Origin of the sequence: Paenibacillus sp. FSL P4-0338 (genome assembly GCF_038002365.1) — a bacterium.
Lineage (GTDB): Bacteria > Bacillota > Bacilli > Paenibacillales > Paenibacillaceae > Paenibacillus_AQ.
In genome coordinates, this window is record NZ_JBBOCG010000001.1 from 1,170,470 (window position 1) to 1,186,848 (window position 16,379).

The window sequence follows — 16,379 nt, forward strand, 5'->3', positions numbered from 1 at the left end:
CAGTTACACGATACCCTGCGCCAGCATGGTATCGGCAACCTTCAGGAACCCGGCGATGTTGGCACCGGCAACCAGGTTACCAGCGACGCCATAATCCTCAGCCGCCTGAACGGTGCTGCTGTAGATATTTTTCATAATGAGTTGCAGCTTCTCGTCCACCTCTTCGAAGGTCCAGGACAGACGCATGCTGTTCTGGCTCATCTCTAGGCCTGAGACGGCTACGCCGCCGGCATTGGCTGCCTTGGCTGGAGCAAACAGCACCTGGTTCTCCAGGAACAGCTCCACCGCTTGGAGGGTGGTCGGCATATTGGCGCCTTCGCCAATGGCCTGAACACCGTTCAGAATCAGCGTCCGGGCGGATTCCAAATCCAGCTCGTTCTGCGTAGCACACGGCAGGGCGATATCGCAAGGCAGTGACCAGATTCCGCTACAGCCCTCAACATACTCGGCATGCGGGTGCTCCTTCACATATTCGCTGATGCGCAGGCGTTCTGTTTCCTTCAGTCTTTTGACGGTAGCCAGATTGATGCCCTGAGGATCATGAATGTAACCGTTCGAGTCACTGCAGGCAATTACGTGGGCGCCAAGCTGCTGAGCCTTCTCGATCGCATAGATGGAGACATTCCCGGAACCGGAGATGACCACCTTGCTGTCCTTAAAGCTTGCTCCGCGCGATGACAGCATCTCCTGCACGAAGTATACACAGCCATAGCCGGTAGCTTCCTTGCGCGCCAGACTGCCGCCGTAGAGCAGCCCTTTTCCGGTAAGAACCCCGGCAGCATGCCCGCCGTGAATCCGTTTGTATTGGCCGAACATATAACCGATCTCGCGCGCGCCTACACCGATATCTCCTGCAGGAACATCTGTATCCTGCCCAATGTGGCGGTACAATTCCGTCATGAAGCTCTGGGTGAAGCGCATAACCTCTTGATCCGATTTATCCTTGGGATCGAAGTCGCTGCCGCCCTTGCCGCCGCCCATGGGCAGGCCGGTCAGCGAGTTTTTGAAGATCTGCTCGAAGCCCAGGAACTTGATAATCCCGAGGTAGACAGAAGGATGGAAGCGCAGGCCTCCTTTGTAGGGACCGATGGCACTGTTGAATTGAATGCGGAAGCCGCGGTTAACCTGCGTATTACCGGCATCGTCCACCCAAGGGACACGGAAGGAGATGCTGCGCTCAGGCTCAACCAGCCGCTCGAGAATCCCGTGCTTCATATACTGCGGGTGGCGGGTCAGAACGGGGGTGATGCTCTCCAGGAATTCCTGGACAGCCTGGTGAAATTCCGGCTCATGCGGATCGCGCTTCTGGACCTCTGCATAGATCCGCTGCACGTACTGCACAGCCTCATTTGATACTTCTGACGTTAGTGTAGGAACGATGGACACTTTGGCAAGCACTCCCTGTCTGATTGTAATTCGGGCTATCCCGTATTAATTAGAATTTAAAAGAATTCTATAAAACCTGACATCAATTTGCCAATCAATTATTTTTGGCAGAGTCATTAAGAAATTCTATGAACCTTACATACTATGCAAGCTAAATGCGGCAGAGTGTTAATAAACCTCTGGTCAATTCAGGATTGCAGTTCCCCTTAAATAGGGTATATATAAATATTGGAAACAGCATAAAGCATTGAGAGAGAGGCGGAAGCATATGCACTTATTATCTGTAGCAGAATTAGTAGATGTGGAGAATCATGCCTGGGAAGAGATCAGGGAGCTGCTGAGCCAAGGGCCGCGAACCTACCGGCTGGAGGCCGCAGAGCCGGAGGCAGCCGCGCTGACGCTCGTCCGTCTGCAGGTAAGTACGAGGTCTTATCTGGGAGCCATTGCCTATGAAGCCGGAGGTATTATCTTCGAGCATGGCTGGATTACCTTGCTTGGCGCTGGAGCAGAAGGGGTCTGCGGCAGTCTTGCTTCCTGGAACGGTCTGGGTGATGCAGATGACACAGTCCCGCTGCCGGGTGTGCTAATTGTAGCATATGATGCGGCCGGAGGCTTCTTCGGCCTGGATACCGGGCGGTTCGGACAGAGCGGGCATATCTATTATTATGCCCCCGATGCGCTAGAATGGGAGACGACGGAATTAACCTATTCGGGCTTCATCGGCTGGCTGGCGGAAGGTGACCTGGATCTGTTCTATGAAACGTTCCGCTGGGAAGGATGGGAAGAGGAGACGCAGAAGCTTGCGCCGGATCAGGTCTTCGGGTATTACCCGCCGCTCTGGACGGATAAGGGTAGCGGCTCGGCCAGCAGCAAAGCACCGGTCTCTATTCTAGAGGCATGGCGGGCAGCAAGAAGTGCAGGTGCTGAATGAAGCGGCGTAAGGCTGAACGCGGGCAGCCTAGAGTCTTACGGGTAGCGGAAGAACCGCTGGAGGTGGTCCCCTTTGTCAGTGCGGCGCCCGGCAGCCAGGGAATAATATATGGTGGGCTTCCGATATATCCGGGAGAAATGCAGGGACTGCCGGAAGAGGTGAAGGTGCTGATCGTCGCATCCGATCTTCAGGGAGTTGCCTTGTCTGACAATGGAGATTACAGCGATCTATTGGTGGGTGAGAAGCTTGCCGCCACATTGGAAGGTCTGCTTCTCCGCCATATGCCGGATGTCCGCCCGGATCAGGTGCTGGTCTGTTTATGCGGCGATCTATATGGAGACACTGCAGTAAGAGGTTCTAGCGGTGATCCGCTGCCGGTATGGCGGGCCTTCCGCCGCAGATTCGGTACGGTATTCGGCGTGAACGGCAACCACGATCTTCTGACTTCAGAAGGCGAAGCTGAGCTTGCCTCCACACCGGGAATGCATCTGTTCACCGAACCGGCGGTCCTGCACCATGAGAATATGCTTATCGCTGGACTTGGAGGCGTCACGGGAAGAGCAGGCCGGCCGAACCGCACGCCGGAGAAGGAGTATCTGGAGAGACTGGAGTGGCTGCTGCAACGCGGACCCGCTCTGCTGCTGCTGCACCAGAGCCCTGACCTTCCTGGAGCAGAGCTACCGGGACATGCAGGCATCCGCGAGCGGCTGGAAGCCGGGCCGGAGGTACTGGTCTGCAGCGGGCATGTTCACTGGGACCAGCCGCTGGCAGAGCTGGACAACGGTGTCCAGCTTCTGAATACAGACGGAAGGGTGCTGGTATTCACAGCCGCAAGCCTGTGCTAAACGTGCGCTTGTCCGTAAACTTTACAAACAGCATCGGAATAGGTATAATTTAAGTATATTTCAGGGTTGGAAACAACAAAGAGGGGCCTAACGCCATTAGGCTCCTTTTGTATTTTCACCCATGTTAACAGGAGGGCGAAAGTCATTCACAAGGAAAAGATTTTGGTATGTGTTCATTATGGGCCGCATGGGGAGCGTCTAATCCGGCGTGGTGTCGAGCTGTCTGAGATGCTTGGGGCACCGCTCTATGTGCTTAATGTGGAGAGTTCGGACAGCGATGAATATAATCATAGCAAAGAAATGTATATGGCTGTCTGGAAGCGCCTGGCAGAGGAAGCCGGGGCAGAATTTATGGTCCGCAAACGCCGGGGCCGCAAGACAACGGATGTTATTGTTGAAGCTGCAGAAGAGAAAGAGGTCACTCAGATCATTATTGGCCAATCCGCCCAGACCTTGTGGCAGGAGCTGACCAAACGCAACTTTGTCAATGAGCTGATCAGCAAGATGAATATGATGGATCTGCATGTCGTTGCAGTTCAGCGTATGCGCGCCGGTCTCGAAGAGACCCATGAAGAAGGCGTAATCTCTTATCTGGTGAAGAATGAGGGAGCATACCAGCTCAGCGATGAGCCGGAAGGCGACGATTACATCAAAGGCAAATTTTTTCATGAATTGCACACAGAATTTGAGAATGGCTTGTTCAAAATTGAGCAAGATGGTAAAGCGAGATATTTGCATATCTGTGAAGGAACGCTGACCGAGCCATTATAACCGGCTCTTGTCTTCAGGAAGTAAGTACCAGCGTTCACAACCCAAATTGTAGAATGAAAAAGGAGGCTTGCCTTTGCTGCATATAACCGTTCTTGTTCCGTTTCTCCTGGCCCTGATGATAGCGCTTCTGCGCGGGAGGATGCGAAAGCTCCATAGAGGATGGCTTGTATTAGCCGCACCGCTGGCGTTATTCATATATTTCTTGACCCGGATTCCAGTCATCAAGGGAGGGGAGCTCGGATACGAGACCCTGTCCTGGATTCCTTCCCTTGGGATTGATCTGGTCTTCCATCTCGATGGATTAAGCTTGCTGTTCGCCTTGTTAATTACGGGCATGGGTACTCTGGTCTTTATCTATTCCATATTTTATCTCGATAAACGCAAGGAAGAGCTGACGCCGTTCTATGTATATCTGCTGTTATTCATGGGGGCGATGCTTGGAGTCGTGCTGTCCGATAATCTTATGGTGTTATACGGATTCTGGGAGCTAACGAGTGTCTCCTCGTTCCTTCTGATCGCCTACTGGCACCGGAGACAGAAATCACGCTATGGCGCACAAAAGTCCATGCTGATTACCGTCTTCGGCGGTCTGGCGATGTTCGCAGGCTTCCTGATGCTGTATGTGATGACGGGTACGTTCAGTATCCGCGAGATCTGGAGCCAGGTGGGCGATATCAGCGGAGAGACGCTGTTCATTCCTGCGATGCTGCTTATTCTGCTGGGTGCCTTCACCAAATCGGCCCAGTTCCCCTTCCATATCTGGCTGCCTGATGCGATGGAAGCGCCGACTCCGGTCAGTGCGTATCTGCACTCGGCAACCATGGTCAAAGCCGGTTTATATCTGGTAGCACGTTTCAGCCCGGTGTTCGCGGGGCAACATGAGTGGTTTTGGATTGTGTCGGGTGTCGGCCTGATCACCTTGATCTATGGATCGATCCAGGCGATGAAGCAGACGGACCTGAAGGCTCTGTTAGCCTATTCTACAATCAGTCAGCTTGGACTGATTATGGGATTACTTGGTATGGGTTCAGCCGCGTCCTTCTACACAGGGGAAGAGGCTGTATTCTATACCGCCGCAACAACGGCAGCCCTATTTCATTTAATTAATCATGCCATATTCAAAGGTTCGCTCTTCATGGTGGTCGGAATTGTCGACCATGAGACGAATACCCGTGATCTGCGCAAGCTCGGCGGTCTGGTGTCTCTGATGCCGGTCACCTTCACGCTGGCGTTGATCGGCAGCTTCTCGATGGCGGGTCTTCCGCCGTTTGCCGGATTCCTGAGCAAGGAAATGTTCTTCACGGCTGTGCTGAATATCAGACAGCTGGATATCTTCAGCCCGGGGGCCTTCTTCACCCTTTTCCCGGTGCTGGCGTGGATTGCAAGCATATTTACCTTTGCATACAGCATGATTATGGTCTTCCAAACCTTCTTCGGCAAATATCAGCCGGAGAAGCTGGACAAAAAACCGCATGAAGCGCCCTTCGGCCTTCTGCTTCCGCCAGTGATTCTGGCATTACTGGCCGTAGTCACCGGCTTCTTCCCCAATATACTGTCGAAGTCACTGATCGTGCCGGGGATGAATGCGATTCATCCGCAGATTGCCGCCAGCTCGCCTTTTTATGTGAATATCTATTTCTGGCACGGGTTCACCGCCGAGGTCTGGATGACGCTGGGTGTGATCCTTCTGGGGATTATCGTATACCGCGTATACGGCCGGTTCAGTCTGGTCGAGAAGGAATGGCGCACCGGACTTACGCTGACCCATGTGTATGACGGCAGTATCCGTCTCGTGGAGAGCGTATCCCGTGCAGTGACAGGCCTGTACATGACAGGTTCAATGCGTCATTATCTGATGTACATTTTCACCCTGATTATCGCTGTTGTCGGCGGCACGATGCTGTACTCGGAAGGCATTACGTTCGGCCAGGGGCAATATGCTCCGGTCACATTCTTTGAAGTTGTTGCCGTACTGGTCCTGCTGACAGGGGCGCTTGCCATTCCGTTTGCCAAGTCCAGAGTCTCGGCGATTCTGATGACGGGAATGGTCGGTTACATGGTGACGCTGCTGTTCATCCTGTTCCGTGCACCCGATCTGGCCCTCACCCAGATGATTGTGGAGGTGGTCTCCGTTACGCTGTTCCTGCTCTGCTTCCGGCATCTGCCGAAGCTGAAGCGGGAGAAGGTCAAGCTGCGGGTCAAGGTACCCAAGCTGATCATCGCCTTAGGCTTCGGGATCACGATGACGCTGGTGGCGCTGGCGGCGCTCGGCAGCAGTCCGTTCGAGTCTATCTCAACCTACTATGTGGAGAATAGTTACAAGCTTGGCGGCGGCAAGAACATCGTCAATGTCCTGCTGGTGGACTTCCGCGGCTTCGATACCATGTTCGAAATTACGGTGCTGGGGCTGGCATCGCTGGCCATCTACTCGATGATCAAGCTACAGCTGGAGCAGGATCATACGCCTGTTCTGACCAGAAGCAAACCGGAGTCCTACACGCGCCGCTATACCCGCAGCAATGATGTATTGCTGCAATCGGTGGCAAAAGTAGCCTTCGTGATCATCATCACGTTCTCCCTGTACCTGTTCTTCGCCGGTCATAATCAGCCGGGCGGCGGCTTTATCGGAGCCTTGATGGCTGCTGCGGCGCTTGTACTGATTGCGATTGCCTTCGGCACGGAGTTTGTAGAGAAGGTGCTGCCGGTCGATTACCGCAAGTTAATCGCAGTCGGGATTATGATCGCTTTTCTCACCGGAATCGGTTCCTTTGTCTTCGATGCTCCATTCCTGACCCAAGCCTTCGGCTACTTCGAACTGCCGGTCATGGGCAAGACGGAGCTAACCACTGCGATGCTGTTCGATCTGGGAGTTTACCTCTCGGTGATCGGTGTCACGATGAATATTATCTTTACGGTCGGGAGGGATAACTAATGGAGATCCTTATTGCCCTGGCGATCGGTGTCTTGTTTACCGTAGGTGTCTATCTGGTCCTGTCCAAAAGTCTGCTCCGCATCCTGCTTGGGACGACGCTGCTGACTCATGGCGTTCATCTGCTGCTGCTGACGATGTCCGGCCTGAAGACGGGCGCTTCACCTCTGCTTGGCGAGAAGGCGGACAGTTATGTCGATCCGCTGCCGCAGGCGCTTATCCTGACTTCCATTGTAATCAGCTTTGGGGTATCCGCGTTCTTCATCGTTCTGGCCTACCGGGCTTACCGCTCGGCGGGGACGGATGATGTGGAAGGAAGCAAGGGGGAGAGACCATGAACAACCTGCTGGTAATGCCTTTGCTGATTCCGGCCTTTACGGCGGTCATCCTGATTTTTCTGAAAGAGAAAGTGAAGCTGCAGCGTATCCTCAGTGCCATCAGTGTGCTGGTGAACATCGCAGTAGCGCTTATTATTGTGTACCAGGTCCGTACGGACGGGATTCAAACGCTGTATATGGGAGGGTGGCTACCGCCTTACGGCATCGTCTTCGTAGCTGACATGTTCGCAGCGCTACTCGTCTTGACGGCTGCGGTGGTAGGGGCAGCTTGTCTGTTCTTCTCCTTCGCAAGCATCGGTGAGGAGCGGGAACGTTTCTACTATTATGCGTTCTTCCATTTCCTGCTCACCGGCGTGTTCGGCTCGTTCCTGACGGGTGACCTGTTCAACCTGTTTGTCTGCTTCGAGGTGCTGCTGGTTGCTTCCTACGCCATGATTGTCTTGGGTGGAACCAAGGTACAGCTGCGCGAGACGCTCAAGTATATCCTTGTCAACATAATTTCCTCCACCTTGTTCGTAGCGGCGATTGCCTATTTGTACGCTGCGACAGGCACGCTTAATATGGCTCATCTGGCCATCCGTGTGGGAGAGGCCGGGCAGGGCGGAGTGATGAATGTGATTGCCGTGCTTCTGCTGCTGGTGTTCTCGCTCAAAGCAGGTCTGCTGTTATTCTTCTGGCTGCCGGATTCGTACAGTGCTCCTCCGCAGGCGGTAAGGGCATTGTTCGGCGCACTGCTTACCAAGGTGGGGCTGTATGCCATCACCAGAACGTTCTCGCTGATTTTTGTACATGATATGGGCTTGACCCATTCGCTGATCGGCTGGATGGCAGGGGCCACTATGATTCTTGGAGCCATAGGGGCACTCGCCTATAATGATCTAAGCCGGATCTTCAATTATAATATTGTCATCAGTGTCGGCTTCATCGCCTTCGGCATTTCCGTGGCTACCCAGGATTCGCTTAGCGGGGTTGTATTCTATCTGATGCACGATATGGTTGCCAAGGCGCTACTGTTCTTCCTGGGCGGGCTGATTGTCGCGGCTTCGGGGACGGAGCAGCTTAGGCTGATGGGCGGTCTGATCCGCCGGTATCCGTGGACGGGCTGGATGTTCTTCGTCCTGACGCTGGCGCTGGTCGGTGTTCCTCCGCTTAGCGGTTTTGCCGGGAAGGTCATGATGGTCCGCAGCGGCTTCGGAGAGCAGCACACTGTGCTTGCGCTCATCGCCTTGGCTTCCAGCTTCGTGGTTTTGTATTCGCTGATCAAAGTGTTCCAGCAGGTATTCTGGGGGGGCGAGAAGAGCGATGAAGAAATCCGCCCTCTGCGCTACAAAGCGATGATGGTACCGGCTGCTGTGCTGTTTGTTCTAGTCATCCTAATGGGTATTGGCGCTGAGCTGGTGAACGGCTATGTAATACAGGCCGGCGCAGTCCTCGCTGATCCGGCAGCGTACATTAATGCTGTCATAAGGAGTCGATGAAGATGGCCTTTCAAATATTGTTGAATCTCATGATTGCCTTCCTGTGGATGTTCCTGAATAATGACTGGACGGCCTCCGGCTTCATCATCGGTTATGTGCTGGGGGTGGCCGTGCTGGTGGTCATGCGGCGCTTCTTCGGCGGACGGCTGTATCTGGGTAAAATTTGGGCGGTTCTGAAGCTGGTGGCCTTGCTGCTGCGGGAGCTGGTGGTATCCAGCTATGTAGTGGTGAAGGCGGTGCTTAGACCGAATCTCAATATCCGCCCAGCTATCCTGATGTACCATACAGAGCTGAAGTCGGACTGGGAGGTAGCCGTGCTGATCACAATGCTCTGCCTTACGCCAGGTTCCGTCGTGCTCGAGGTGTCCAAAGACAACCGGACCCTATACATTCATGCCATGGACATCCAGGATGTGGAGCAGTTCGATGCGAATATCCGTAATACCTTTGAACGCGCGATTCAGGAGGTGACCCGTTCATGATTCAATCGATTCTTATGCTGGCGTTGTCAATTATGGTCATCTCCATCGCGATCTGTGCCTGGAGGCTGGTTAAGGGGCCATCGCTGCCTGACCGGGTTGCCGCACTCGATACCATCGGTATCAATCTGCTGGCGATGGTGGCGGTCCTCTCGGTTCTGTTCAAGACGCAAGCCTTTATAGAATATATTCTTCTGATTGGAATCCTCTCTTTTATCGGGACGATGGCCTTGGCCAGATATATCGAAAGGGGAGTGGTGTTTGAACATGGACATGATCAAGACGGTCATTGAGTATGTGTTTGTCCTGCTGATTCTGACCGGAGCCTTGCTTAGCGCAGTCAGCTCTGTAGGGCTGATCCGCTTGCCCGATGTCTACTTAAGATCACATGCCGCTGCCAAAAGTGCTACGCTTGGTGTGCTCTGTGTACTCAGCGGCGCCTTCCTGTATTTCGCCTTCTTCCTCGATTTCATCAGTGCGAAGCTGCTGCTGGGAATCGTGTTCGTATTCATGACTTCGCCGCTCTCCGCTCATCTGACAGGCCGCGCGGCCTACCGCTCCGGTGTTCCGCTCTGGAGCCGCCGCGTCCAGGATGATCTTAAGGCGGCGCTGGAAAAGGAGCAGGCAGAGGAAGAGGCAACGGAACGTGTGAAGACTGACGCATCACCATAAAAGAACAGGGATGTCCACAGCGCTTGAGCTGCTACGGACATCCCTGTTGTAATATTGGCTTGGTCATGCGCTCTGAGGAGCTGTCCGTCTGCGGTACAGGTGCAGCAGCAGATACGAGGCGGCGAACGCTGCGGTTACCAGCCACAATGGAATTCTCGGGTCGAGCTTGTAGGCCCAGCCTCCGATAATGCCCGCAGGCGCGGTGAATACCAGGATCAGGACAGACAGCATGGAGAAGACCTTGGCCCGCTTATCATCATCAATGGCGTTCTGCACAGCTGCCTCCAGATAAGGAGAACTGATCATCAGGCCTACAGCTGCCAGAATGGTGCTCAGTCCGATCCAGATAAAGCTCGCTGTCGGGTAGAGAACCAGCATGGCATTCGACAGAGCAGATAAGCCGAAGCCTGCCATCATAGCGCGGTTAGCGCTCTGATCCGGGATTCTGGGCATCAGCAGCCACAGCGTTAGCAGCATGATGACTGAGGACACGGCCGGGAACAGAGAGAGGATGCCGCTGTCCAGATGGATATAATCTGCCAGATACAGGTACAGGTAGGTGCTTTTCAGCGTAGCCTGGAAGTTGAACAGAATGTATACGCCGAAGATCAGCAGCAGATTGCGCTCCGCCCCGAGGTCACGGAAGGCGCCGCCGTATTCAATCATACTTTCCCTAAGGCTGAGCTCACGGGTCTCCTGTCTTTTGCGGATGCCGGCCTCGGTCTCCCGGGTAGTCAGATGACGGCCTACGAACTGGAAGGTCATGAAGAGGAAGGCCAGCACGTACATGATCCTCATGCCCGTGACCATGCCATACTGGTGGACAAGCAGACCGCCCAGCGGTGCAAACAGGCCTCCGATCACCCCGATAATCTGCAGCAGTGTGAATACATAGGTCCGGTCCGAGGGACGGGTATCTTCAACAATCAGGCAGTAAAAGGCAATATGCGGCACACGCTGGAAGCCGTTAATCACCGCAGCCGCCACGAAAAACCACAGGTTCTGTGAGCAGGCCCATAACAAGGTGGCGAAACTCCAGCTAAGCAGATCAAAATATAATATAGCCCGCTTGCGTCCCAGCCGGTCCGTTAAATATCCGCTGAGCAAAGAGGAGAATACCTGTATGATGAGTCCGATCGTCGTTATCCAGCCGATGTTCAGCTCGGTCAATCCAAGCTCATACATGTACAGGGTGGCATAGGTAGAGAACATGCTAAAGGGAATCAGAAAAAAAGGCTCAAAGGTCAAGCAGCCCCGGCTGTTTCCCTCCAGCCGCGGAAAAAAGGGTTTTGCCATGATGAAATCCTCCATGTTATCGATAGTCTACACTATATTTATTTAACACAAATTGGAGCTGAGCGCATGTTTATTATTCTCGGACTGGTATTTATTACGATATATGCCCTGATTGTCTTCTACATTGGCTGGAGCGGCTGGAGCTGGATCAAGCCGGTCGTCTCCGGACGGTTCCGGCTGTTCTACATTATTGCGCTGATCTTCCTGGCCAGCTCGCTGATCCTCTCCAGAGTGGTGGCTGGGTCAGCAGTCTTAAGCGTCATCGGCAGCTACTGGCTGGCCATATTCAGTCTGCTGCTCATGCTGCTGCCGCTCGTGCATCTTATGGTCTGGCTAACGAAGCTGGCCAAGCTGCCGCGCCGCGCGGTTCAGAAGTGGTCCGGTATCCTGACGCTGGTTATTCTGATCGCCCTGATAGGATATGGAAGCTATAATGCGTACAGTCCGGTTGTGCGTTCCTATGAGGTACAGATTGACAAGCCGGGTCCGGCCAGCGGTAAGCTTCACATCGTGATGGCTTCGGATATGCACTTCGGTTATTTATCCGGCAAACGCCATGCGGAGCGGATGGTGCAGGAGATTAACGCTTTGAACCCCGATCTGATACTGCTCCCGGGCGACATCGTGGATGATGACGTTAGGCCCTATAAGGACAAAGGCCTCGGCGCAGTACTGGCTAAGCTTGAAGCTCCACTCGGCGTGTATGCTTCCCTGGGGAACCACGACCGGTTCAAGGGCGGGACAGAGGAGATCATCAGCCTGCTGGAGGAGAGCGGGATGCAGGTGCTCTATGATGAGGACGTTGAGGTAGGCGGCTGGCTGACGCTGATTGGACGGAAGGATTACAGTGATAAGGAACGGGCCAAGCTGGCTGATCTGACCAAGGACGTAGACCGTTCCAAGCCGGTATTTATGTTAGAGCATCAGCCGGTGGAGTTTGGAATTGCTGAAGAGCAAGGCATCGACCTGATGGTCTCCGGCCATACCCACCGCGGACAGATTGCTCCAGCCAACCTGATTACTTCCCGGGTGTTCGAGAATGATTGGGGGTATCTGAAGAAGGGGCAGCTTCATACCGTTGTCTCTTCAGGCTATGGCTTCTGGGGCCCGCCGATCCGTATCGGCTCACGCTCGGAGGTAGTGTCCATTCAGGTGGAATTTTCCAACGTGAATAAGTAATTTGGAAGGGCTGACCCGGTGTTCGGGTTGGCTCTTTTTTTGGATGATACATTTACAAAATCCATTAGATCAGTTATATTGTACTGGTACAATAAGTACACTGTTCACGCAAGGAGGAAGCGTGTGGAGATTATCATCAGCAGTAACCGGAACAAGCCCATTTATGAGCAGATCACCTCGCAGATTAAGGGCAAGATTATGAGCGGAGAGCTTCGGGCAGGAGACCCGATCCCTTCGATGCGTGCCTTGGCCAAATCTATTCAGGTCAGTGTCATCACCGTTCAGAAGGCATATGAGGACCTGCAGCGCGACGGATTCATCGAAACGACGGTCGGGCGCGGAAGCTTCGTCTCGGCCGTGAACCAGGATGTTTTTCAGGAAGAGCAGCTGAAGAAGGTGGATGAGCATCTAATGAAGGCAGCCGAAATCGCCCGCGCAAGCGGAATCAAACTGGAAACGATGGTGGATATGCTGACTATCTTTTACAAGGAGGGAAATCATGAATCTTAGTTTGGAAATTACCGGACTGACCAAGTCCTATGCCGGTTCCGGCTTTATGCTGGACAATGTATCATTTTCTGTTCCCAGCGGAACGATTATGGGGTTCGTGGGGGAGAACGGGGCAGGGAAGACGACAACGATCAAGTCCATCCTGAACACGGTTCAGATGGACAGCGGAACGATCCGGCTGCTGGGCCGGGAGATGAAGGATACAGACACGGTCTTGCGTGAAGACATCGGAGTGGTGCTGGATTCGGCCAATTTCCCGGCGGTGCTGACCCCGGCTAAGCTGGCTAAGGTCATGCACGGCGTCTATAAGCAGTGGGACCAGGAGGTGTATGCCAAGCTTACAGGGAAGTTCAGCCTGCCCATGAACCAGAAGATCAGCGGGTTCTCACGGGGCATGACGATGAAGCTGGCGATTGCTGCCGCCTTGTCGCACCATCCCAAGCTGCTGATTCTAGATGAGGCCACTTCAGGGCTGGACCCGGTGACCAGAGAGGAGATTCTGGAGGTGTTCCTGGAATTCGTAGAGGATGAGCGTCACGCTATACTGATGTCCTCCCATATCACAAGCGATCTGGAGAAAATTGCTGATTATATCACCTTCATCCATCAGGGGCAGATCATTCTGACAGCGATGAAGGATGAGCTGATCTACGACTACGGCGTGGCCCGCTGCACCAGCGGCCAGTTCCAGAGTATTGCGGAAGGAGATCGGCTGGCTTATAGAGTAAGGGAGCATCAGATTGATGTGCTGGTCGAGGATAAACAAGGCTTTGGACAGAAGTACAGCGGCGTTACGGTGGATCAGGTATCCATTGATGAGATTCTGCTGCTGCTCGTAAAGGGGGAGAAATAATATGCGCGGGCTGCTGTTAAATAATTATTACTCACTGCAAAATAACATCAAATCCTCCCTCGGCATTGCGCTGCTTCTGTCGCTGGTTTCCTTTGCCGGGGTGGATCACAGCGTACTGAATGCAGTCATCGCGGCACAGATTTGGATTTTTGTGTTGAGCATCGGGGCCTCCCTGCAGCTGGATGAGGCTTCTAAATGGAACCGGTTTGAACTCACCATGCCGATCAGAAGGAGAACGGTCATCCATGCGAAGTATTTGTCCTTCCTGATGTTAATCCTCATGGGCACCGCTGTAAGTCTGGTTACTCTGGCATTAACCTATGTAAGCAAGGGAGACATAGCACATTTGAACCTGTCCACCGGGTATACCTTCGGTTTATCTTTATCTATCTCCACCCTGGCGATCTACTATCCGGTCATTCTTAAATTCGGTGTGGAAAAAAGCGAGCAGATGGTGATGATATCGGCAGGGCTATCGGTGGGCCTTCGTCTCCTGGTGTGGATGCTGCTGAACCTGTATATGGACGATGTGAACTATAATGGTCCTGAGACCGGGTATACCACCCTGATCCTTGCTGTTCTCCTGTTCGCGGTGTCCTATCTGATTGCCGTGCGGATTCATCGGAATAAAGAATTCTGATGATCGCCGGAACCCGATTGCGGTTGGGGGACTCTTAGCCTTCCCGCCTCTGCATAATTCCCTTATAGACTTCGATGGCGTAGGCCCGGGACCGCTTCAGATCGACAATAGCATCTTCACCGGGGAGGTGAATGTCTTTGTCAGACCAGTCCGCGCGTTCCGGCAGCCAGGTACGGATATAGCTGCCGCCCGGATCATGGGTCTGGGATTGGGTGACCGGATTCATCACCCGGAAATAGGGTGAGGCATCGAAGCCGAGCGAAGAGCTCCACAGCCAGCCGCCACGGTTCTGGGCATTGTCGTAATCGCTTAGCTTCAGCCGGAAATAACGTTCGCCATAGATGAAGGGGCAGCCCAGATTCTTCGTCAGGAACATGGCCGTAATCATTCGCAGCCGGTTAGGCATCCAGCCGGTCTCGTTCAATTGGTGCATAGCCGCGTCAATGACCGGAATGCCGGTCCTGCCCTGAGCCCAGGCCTCGAAGTGCTGTGTCCCCAGCGCAGACAGATCATAGACATTCTCATAGTTGAAGAAATCCTTGTCCAGCCGTGCCTGATATAGATAAAAATCCCTCCAGGCTAACTGTCTCAGCCATTCTTCCCCGAAATCCTCTTCTTCAGTAAGTCTGCTATATAGGGTCCGTGCCGAGATCGCTCCTGTATTCAAATGCCTGCTGATCCGGCTCGTCCGTTCCTGCGCGTAATGATCGCGGCCCACCTTGTAATCATGCAGATCCGCGTGCAGGAAACTCTCAAGCACATGACCCGGGTTCATCTGCTCTGCAGCGGGAGCAAGCGCTGTAAGCTGAGTGGCAATCTCTTCGGGAAGCTGGAAGGCGTCCGCGAGCTGGGGGTGAAGATCAACGGTTCGCAGACGGCTTAGCCCGGCAGAGTAAGGCGGCTGGAACCGCTGCGAGAGGAAAGCGCGCCAGCGGCGGTAGAAGGGAGTGAACACCTTGAACGGCTCACTCCGGCCGCACCAGTCCATGAATTCTTCCAGATCACAGAGCATACTGTCATGCCGGGCGTGGAACCGGAGATTCAGCGCATGGGCGGTATCCAGCAGCAAACGGTCGCGCTTAAGGGCATAAGGCGTATAGTCCGCATGTAGGCTGACCTCCTGAACAGGGTGGAGCTGTGCCAGCCGCCGGAGAATCCCCTCCGGCTCTCCATACAGGAGATGGAGCAGCTTGCCTTCTTTCGCATATTCCTGCTGAAGCCGGGCAACATGCTGCAGGAAATTCTGTCCGCTATGCTCCAGATAACGCTTATTCCGGAGCAAAAACGGTTCCAGAATCAGTACATGCAGCGAATCTTCCTGTGCTGAAGCTACGGCGTCGAAGGCCGGCAGATCTGAAGTCCGCAGGTCCTTGCGGTGTATGAATAGAATCATAGATGTAGTTCCTTTCAGATACAGATGTCATCTTTTAAATTGTAAACGGTAGTTCTGGCAGATACAACCGGGTTAACGTCTGCAGATGGTGATTGTTCATCGGATCAACTATTCCGAAATAAGGGAGCTGCCATGTCTGAGTAGCTATAGCCTGCTTATTGGTCACGGTATCCCAGGCTGGATATACGCGTATCGCCATTTTTCCCGGTGCAGTATCGGTTGCCAGCACGCCATGCATTTTCAGCAGGCCCTTCGGAAAGACAAACTGTCCAAGCTCCCCGCTAACGGGATGGAAGGTGTTAATGACCAGCAAATCAGGGGCATCGGCATAGGTGAAGGCCTGGTTTTTACGCTCGGCATTTTTTTCCCAGATAGCGACAAATTGACCGGTCTTCGTAGGGGTGATTTTGGCCACCCGAAACCGGACTGACAGGGCACCCAGCTGGAATGTACCAGCTCCATATTCGGCATTCTGCGGTTCTTCACGTATGGAACCGACAGTTAAGCGGGCTGGTGCGTACAATGTATCATTAATATAAGCTAATATGGTGTGGAATTTATTCATGCGCTGGCCCTTCTTCCATGAAGATGATCATGCTGCTTCAACTACTGATACTATCAGGGAAATCGGCCTTAAGGAAATTTTCCGGTAGCCGGTGAAGTTTTTTGTTAGAATTAG

17 protein-coding genes are annotated in these 16,379 nt (G+C 53.5%); 13 read left to right on the forward strand and 4 right to left on the reverse strand.

The window, feature by feature from the left end; translation table 11 throughout:
• Positions 1-3 precede the first annotated feature (3 nt).
• Positions 4-1,380: an NADP-specific glutamate dehydrogenase gene (gdhA, locus tag MKZ07_RS05075; RefSeq protein WP_036694548.1), complete on the reverse strand. Its 1,377-nt coding sequence runs from the start codon at positions 1,378-1,380 to the stop codon at positions 4-6.
• Between the two features lie 274 nt (positions 1,381-1,654).
• Here gdhA and MKZ07_RS05080 point away from each other — a divergent pair, with 274 nt between their 5' ends.
• The 9 genes from MKZ07_RS05080 (at position 1,655) to mnhG (ending at position 9,829) form a co-directional block, all read left to right on the forward strand.
• Positions 1,655-2,317, forward strand: a complete 663-nt coding sequence (locus MKZ07_RS05080) for a DUF2625 family protein (protein ID WP_036694328.1) — start codon at positions 1,655-1,657, stop codon at positions 2,315-2,317.
• The gene (locus MKZ07_RS05085; protein WP_341024851.1) at positions 2,314-3,162 is read left to right on the forward strand and encodes a metallophosphoesterase family protein; all 849 of its coding nucleotides are present in this window, start codon (positions 2,314-2,316) and stop codon (positions 3,160-3,162) included. Before MKZ07_RS05080 ends, MKZ07_RS05085 begins: the two co-directional genes overlap by 4 nt.
• Positions 3,163-3,324: 162 nt before the next feature.
• Positions 3,325-3,933, forward strand: coding sequence for a universal stress protein (locus MKZ07_RS05090; RefSeq protein WP_235218403.1), 609 nt, complete (start codon positions 3,325-3,327; stop codon positions 3,931-3,933).
• 67 nt (positions 3,934-4,000) lie between these two features.
• Positions 4,001-6,865 carry a Na+/H+ antiporter subunit A gene (locus MKZ07_RS05095; RefSeq protein WP_341024853.1) on the forward strand — a complete coding sequence of 955 codons (2,865 nt, stop codon included), beginning with the start codon at positions 4,001-4,003 and terminating at the stop codon, positions 6,863-6,865.
• Positions 6,865-7,200 carry a Na(+)/H(+) antiporter subunit C gene (locus tag MKZ07_RS05100; RefSeq protein ID WP_036694323.1) on the forward strand — a complete coding sequence of 112 codons (336 nt, stop codon included), beginning with the start codon at positions 6,865-6,867 and terminating at the stop codon, positions 7,198-7,200. Before MKZ07_RS05095 ends, MKZ07_RS05100 begins: the two co-directional genes overlap by 1 nt.
• A complete protein-coding gene (locus tag MKZ07_RS05105; RefSeq protein WP_341024855.1) occupies positions 7,197-8,678 on the forward strand; it encodes a Na+/H+ antiporter subunit D in 1,482 nt (493 codons plus the stop codon). Before MKZ07_RS05100 ends, MKZ07_RS05105 begins: the two co-directional genes overlap by 4 nt.
• 2 nt (positions 8,679-8,680) lie before the next feature.
• Entirely contained in the window at positions 8,681-9,160 is a 480-nt protein-coding gene (locus MKZ07_RS05110) for a Na+/H+ antiporter subunit E (protein ID WP_036694319.1), read from the forward strand.
• The gene (locus MKZ07_RS05115; protein ID WP_036694318.1) at positions 9,157-9,450 is read left to right on the forward strand and encodes a Na(+)/H(+) antiporter subunit F1; all 294 of its coding nucleotides are present in this window, start codon (positions 9,157-9,159) and stop codon (positions 9,448-9,450) included. The genes MKZ07_RS05110 and MKZ07_RS05115 overlap by 4 nt, the downstream gene beginning before the upstream one ends.
• A complete protein-coding gene (gene mnhG / locus MKZ07_RS05120) occupies positions 9,425-9,829 on the forward strand; it encodes a monovalent cation/H(+) antiporter subunit G (RefSeq protein WP_051493387.1) in 405 nt (134 codons plus the stop codon). Before MKZ07_RS05115 ends, mnhG begins: the two co-directional genes overlap by 26 nt.
• A gap of 63 nt (positions 9,830-9,892) precedes the next feature.
• Here mnhG and MKZ07_RS05125 read toward each other — a convergent pair whose 3' ends face one another.
• Positions 9,893-11,125, reverse strand: a complete 1,233-nt coding sequence (locus tag MKZ07_RS05125; RefSeq protein ID WP_341024858.1) for an MFS transporter — start codon at positions 11,123-11,125, stop codon at positions 9,893-9,895.
• Between the two features lie 66 nt (positions 11,126-11,191).
• Between MKZ07_RS05125 and MKZ07_RS05130 the strand changes: the two genes are divergently transcribed.
• From MKZ07_RS05130 to MKZ07_RS05145, 4 genes are all read left to right on the forward strand, one after another.
• Entirely contained in the window at positions 11,192-12,304 is a 1,113-nt protein-coding gene (locus MKZ07_RS05130) for a metallophosphoesterase (protein WP_341024860.1), read from the forward strand.
• Positions 12,305-12,427: 123 nt separating this feature from the next.
• Positions 12,428-12,814 carry a GntR family transcriptional regulator gene (locus MKZ07_RS05135; RefSeq protein ID WP_036694315.1) on the forward strand — a complete coding sequence of 129 codons (387 nt, stop codon included), beginning with the start codon at positions 12,428-12,430 and terminating at the stop codon, positions 12,812-12,814.
• The gene (locus MKZ07_RS05140) at positions 12,804-13,667 is read left to right on the forward strand and encodes an ABC transporter ATP-binding protein (protein ID WP_341024862.1); all 864 of its coding nucleotides are present in this window, start codon (positions 12,804-12,806) and stop codon (positions 13,665-13,667) included. The genes MKZ07_RS05135 and MKZ07_RS05140 overlap by 11 nt, the downstream gene beginning before the upstream one ends.
• Position 13,668: 1 nt before the next feature.
• Entirely contained in the window at positions 13,669-14,307 is a 639-nt protein-coding gene (locus MKZ07_RS05145) for an ABC-2 transporter permease (RefSeq protein WP_076154046.1), read from the forward strand.
• A gap of 34 nt (positions 14,308-14,341) precedes the next feature.
• Here MKZ07_RS05145 and MKZ07_RS05150 read toward each other — a convergent pair whose 3' ends face one another.
• Both MKZ07_RS05150 and MKZ07_RS05155 read right to left on the reverse strand, forming a co-directional pair.
• Positions 14,342-15,700 (reverse strand): cryptochrome/photolyase family protein, encoded by a 1,359-nt coding sequence (locus MKZ07_RS05150; RefSeq protein ID WP_341024866.1) that lies wholly within the window; start codon positions 15,698-15,700, stop codon positions 14,342-14,344.
• A gap of 34 nt (positions 15,701-15,734) precedes the next feature.
• The gene (locus MKZ07_RS05155; RefSeq protein WP_036694311.1) at positions 15,735-16,265 is read right to left on the reverse strand and encodes a MepB family protein; all 531 of its coding nucleotides are present in this window, start codon (positions 16,263-16,265) and stop codon (positions 15,735-15,737) included.
• Positions 16,266-16,379 lie beyond the last annotated feature (114 nt).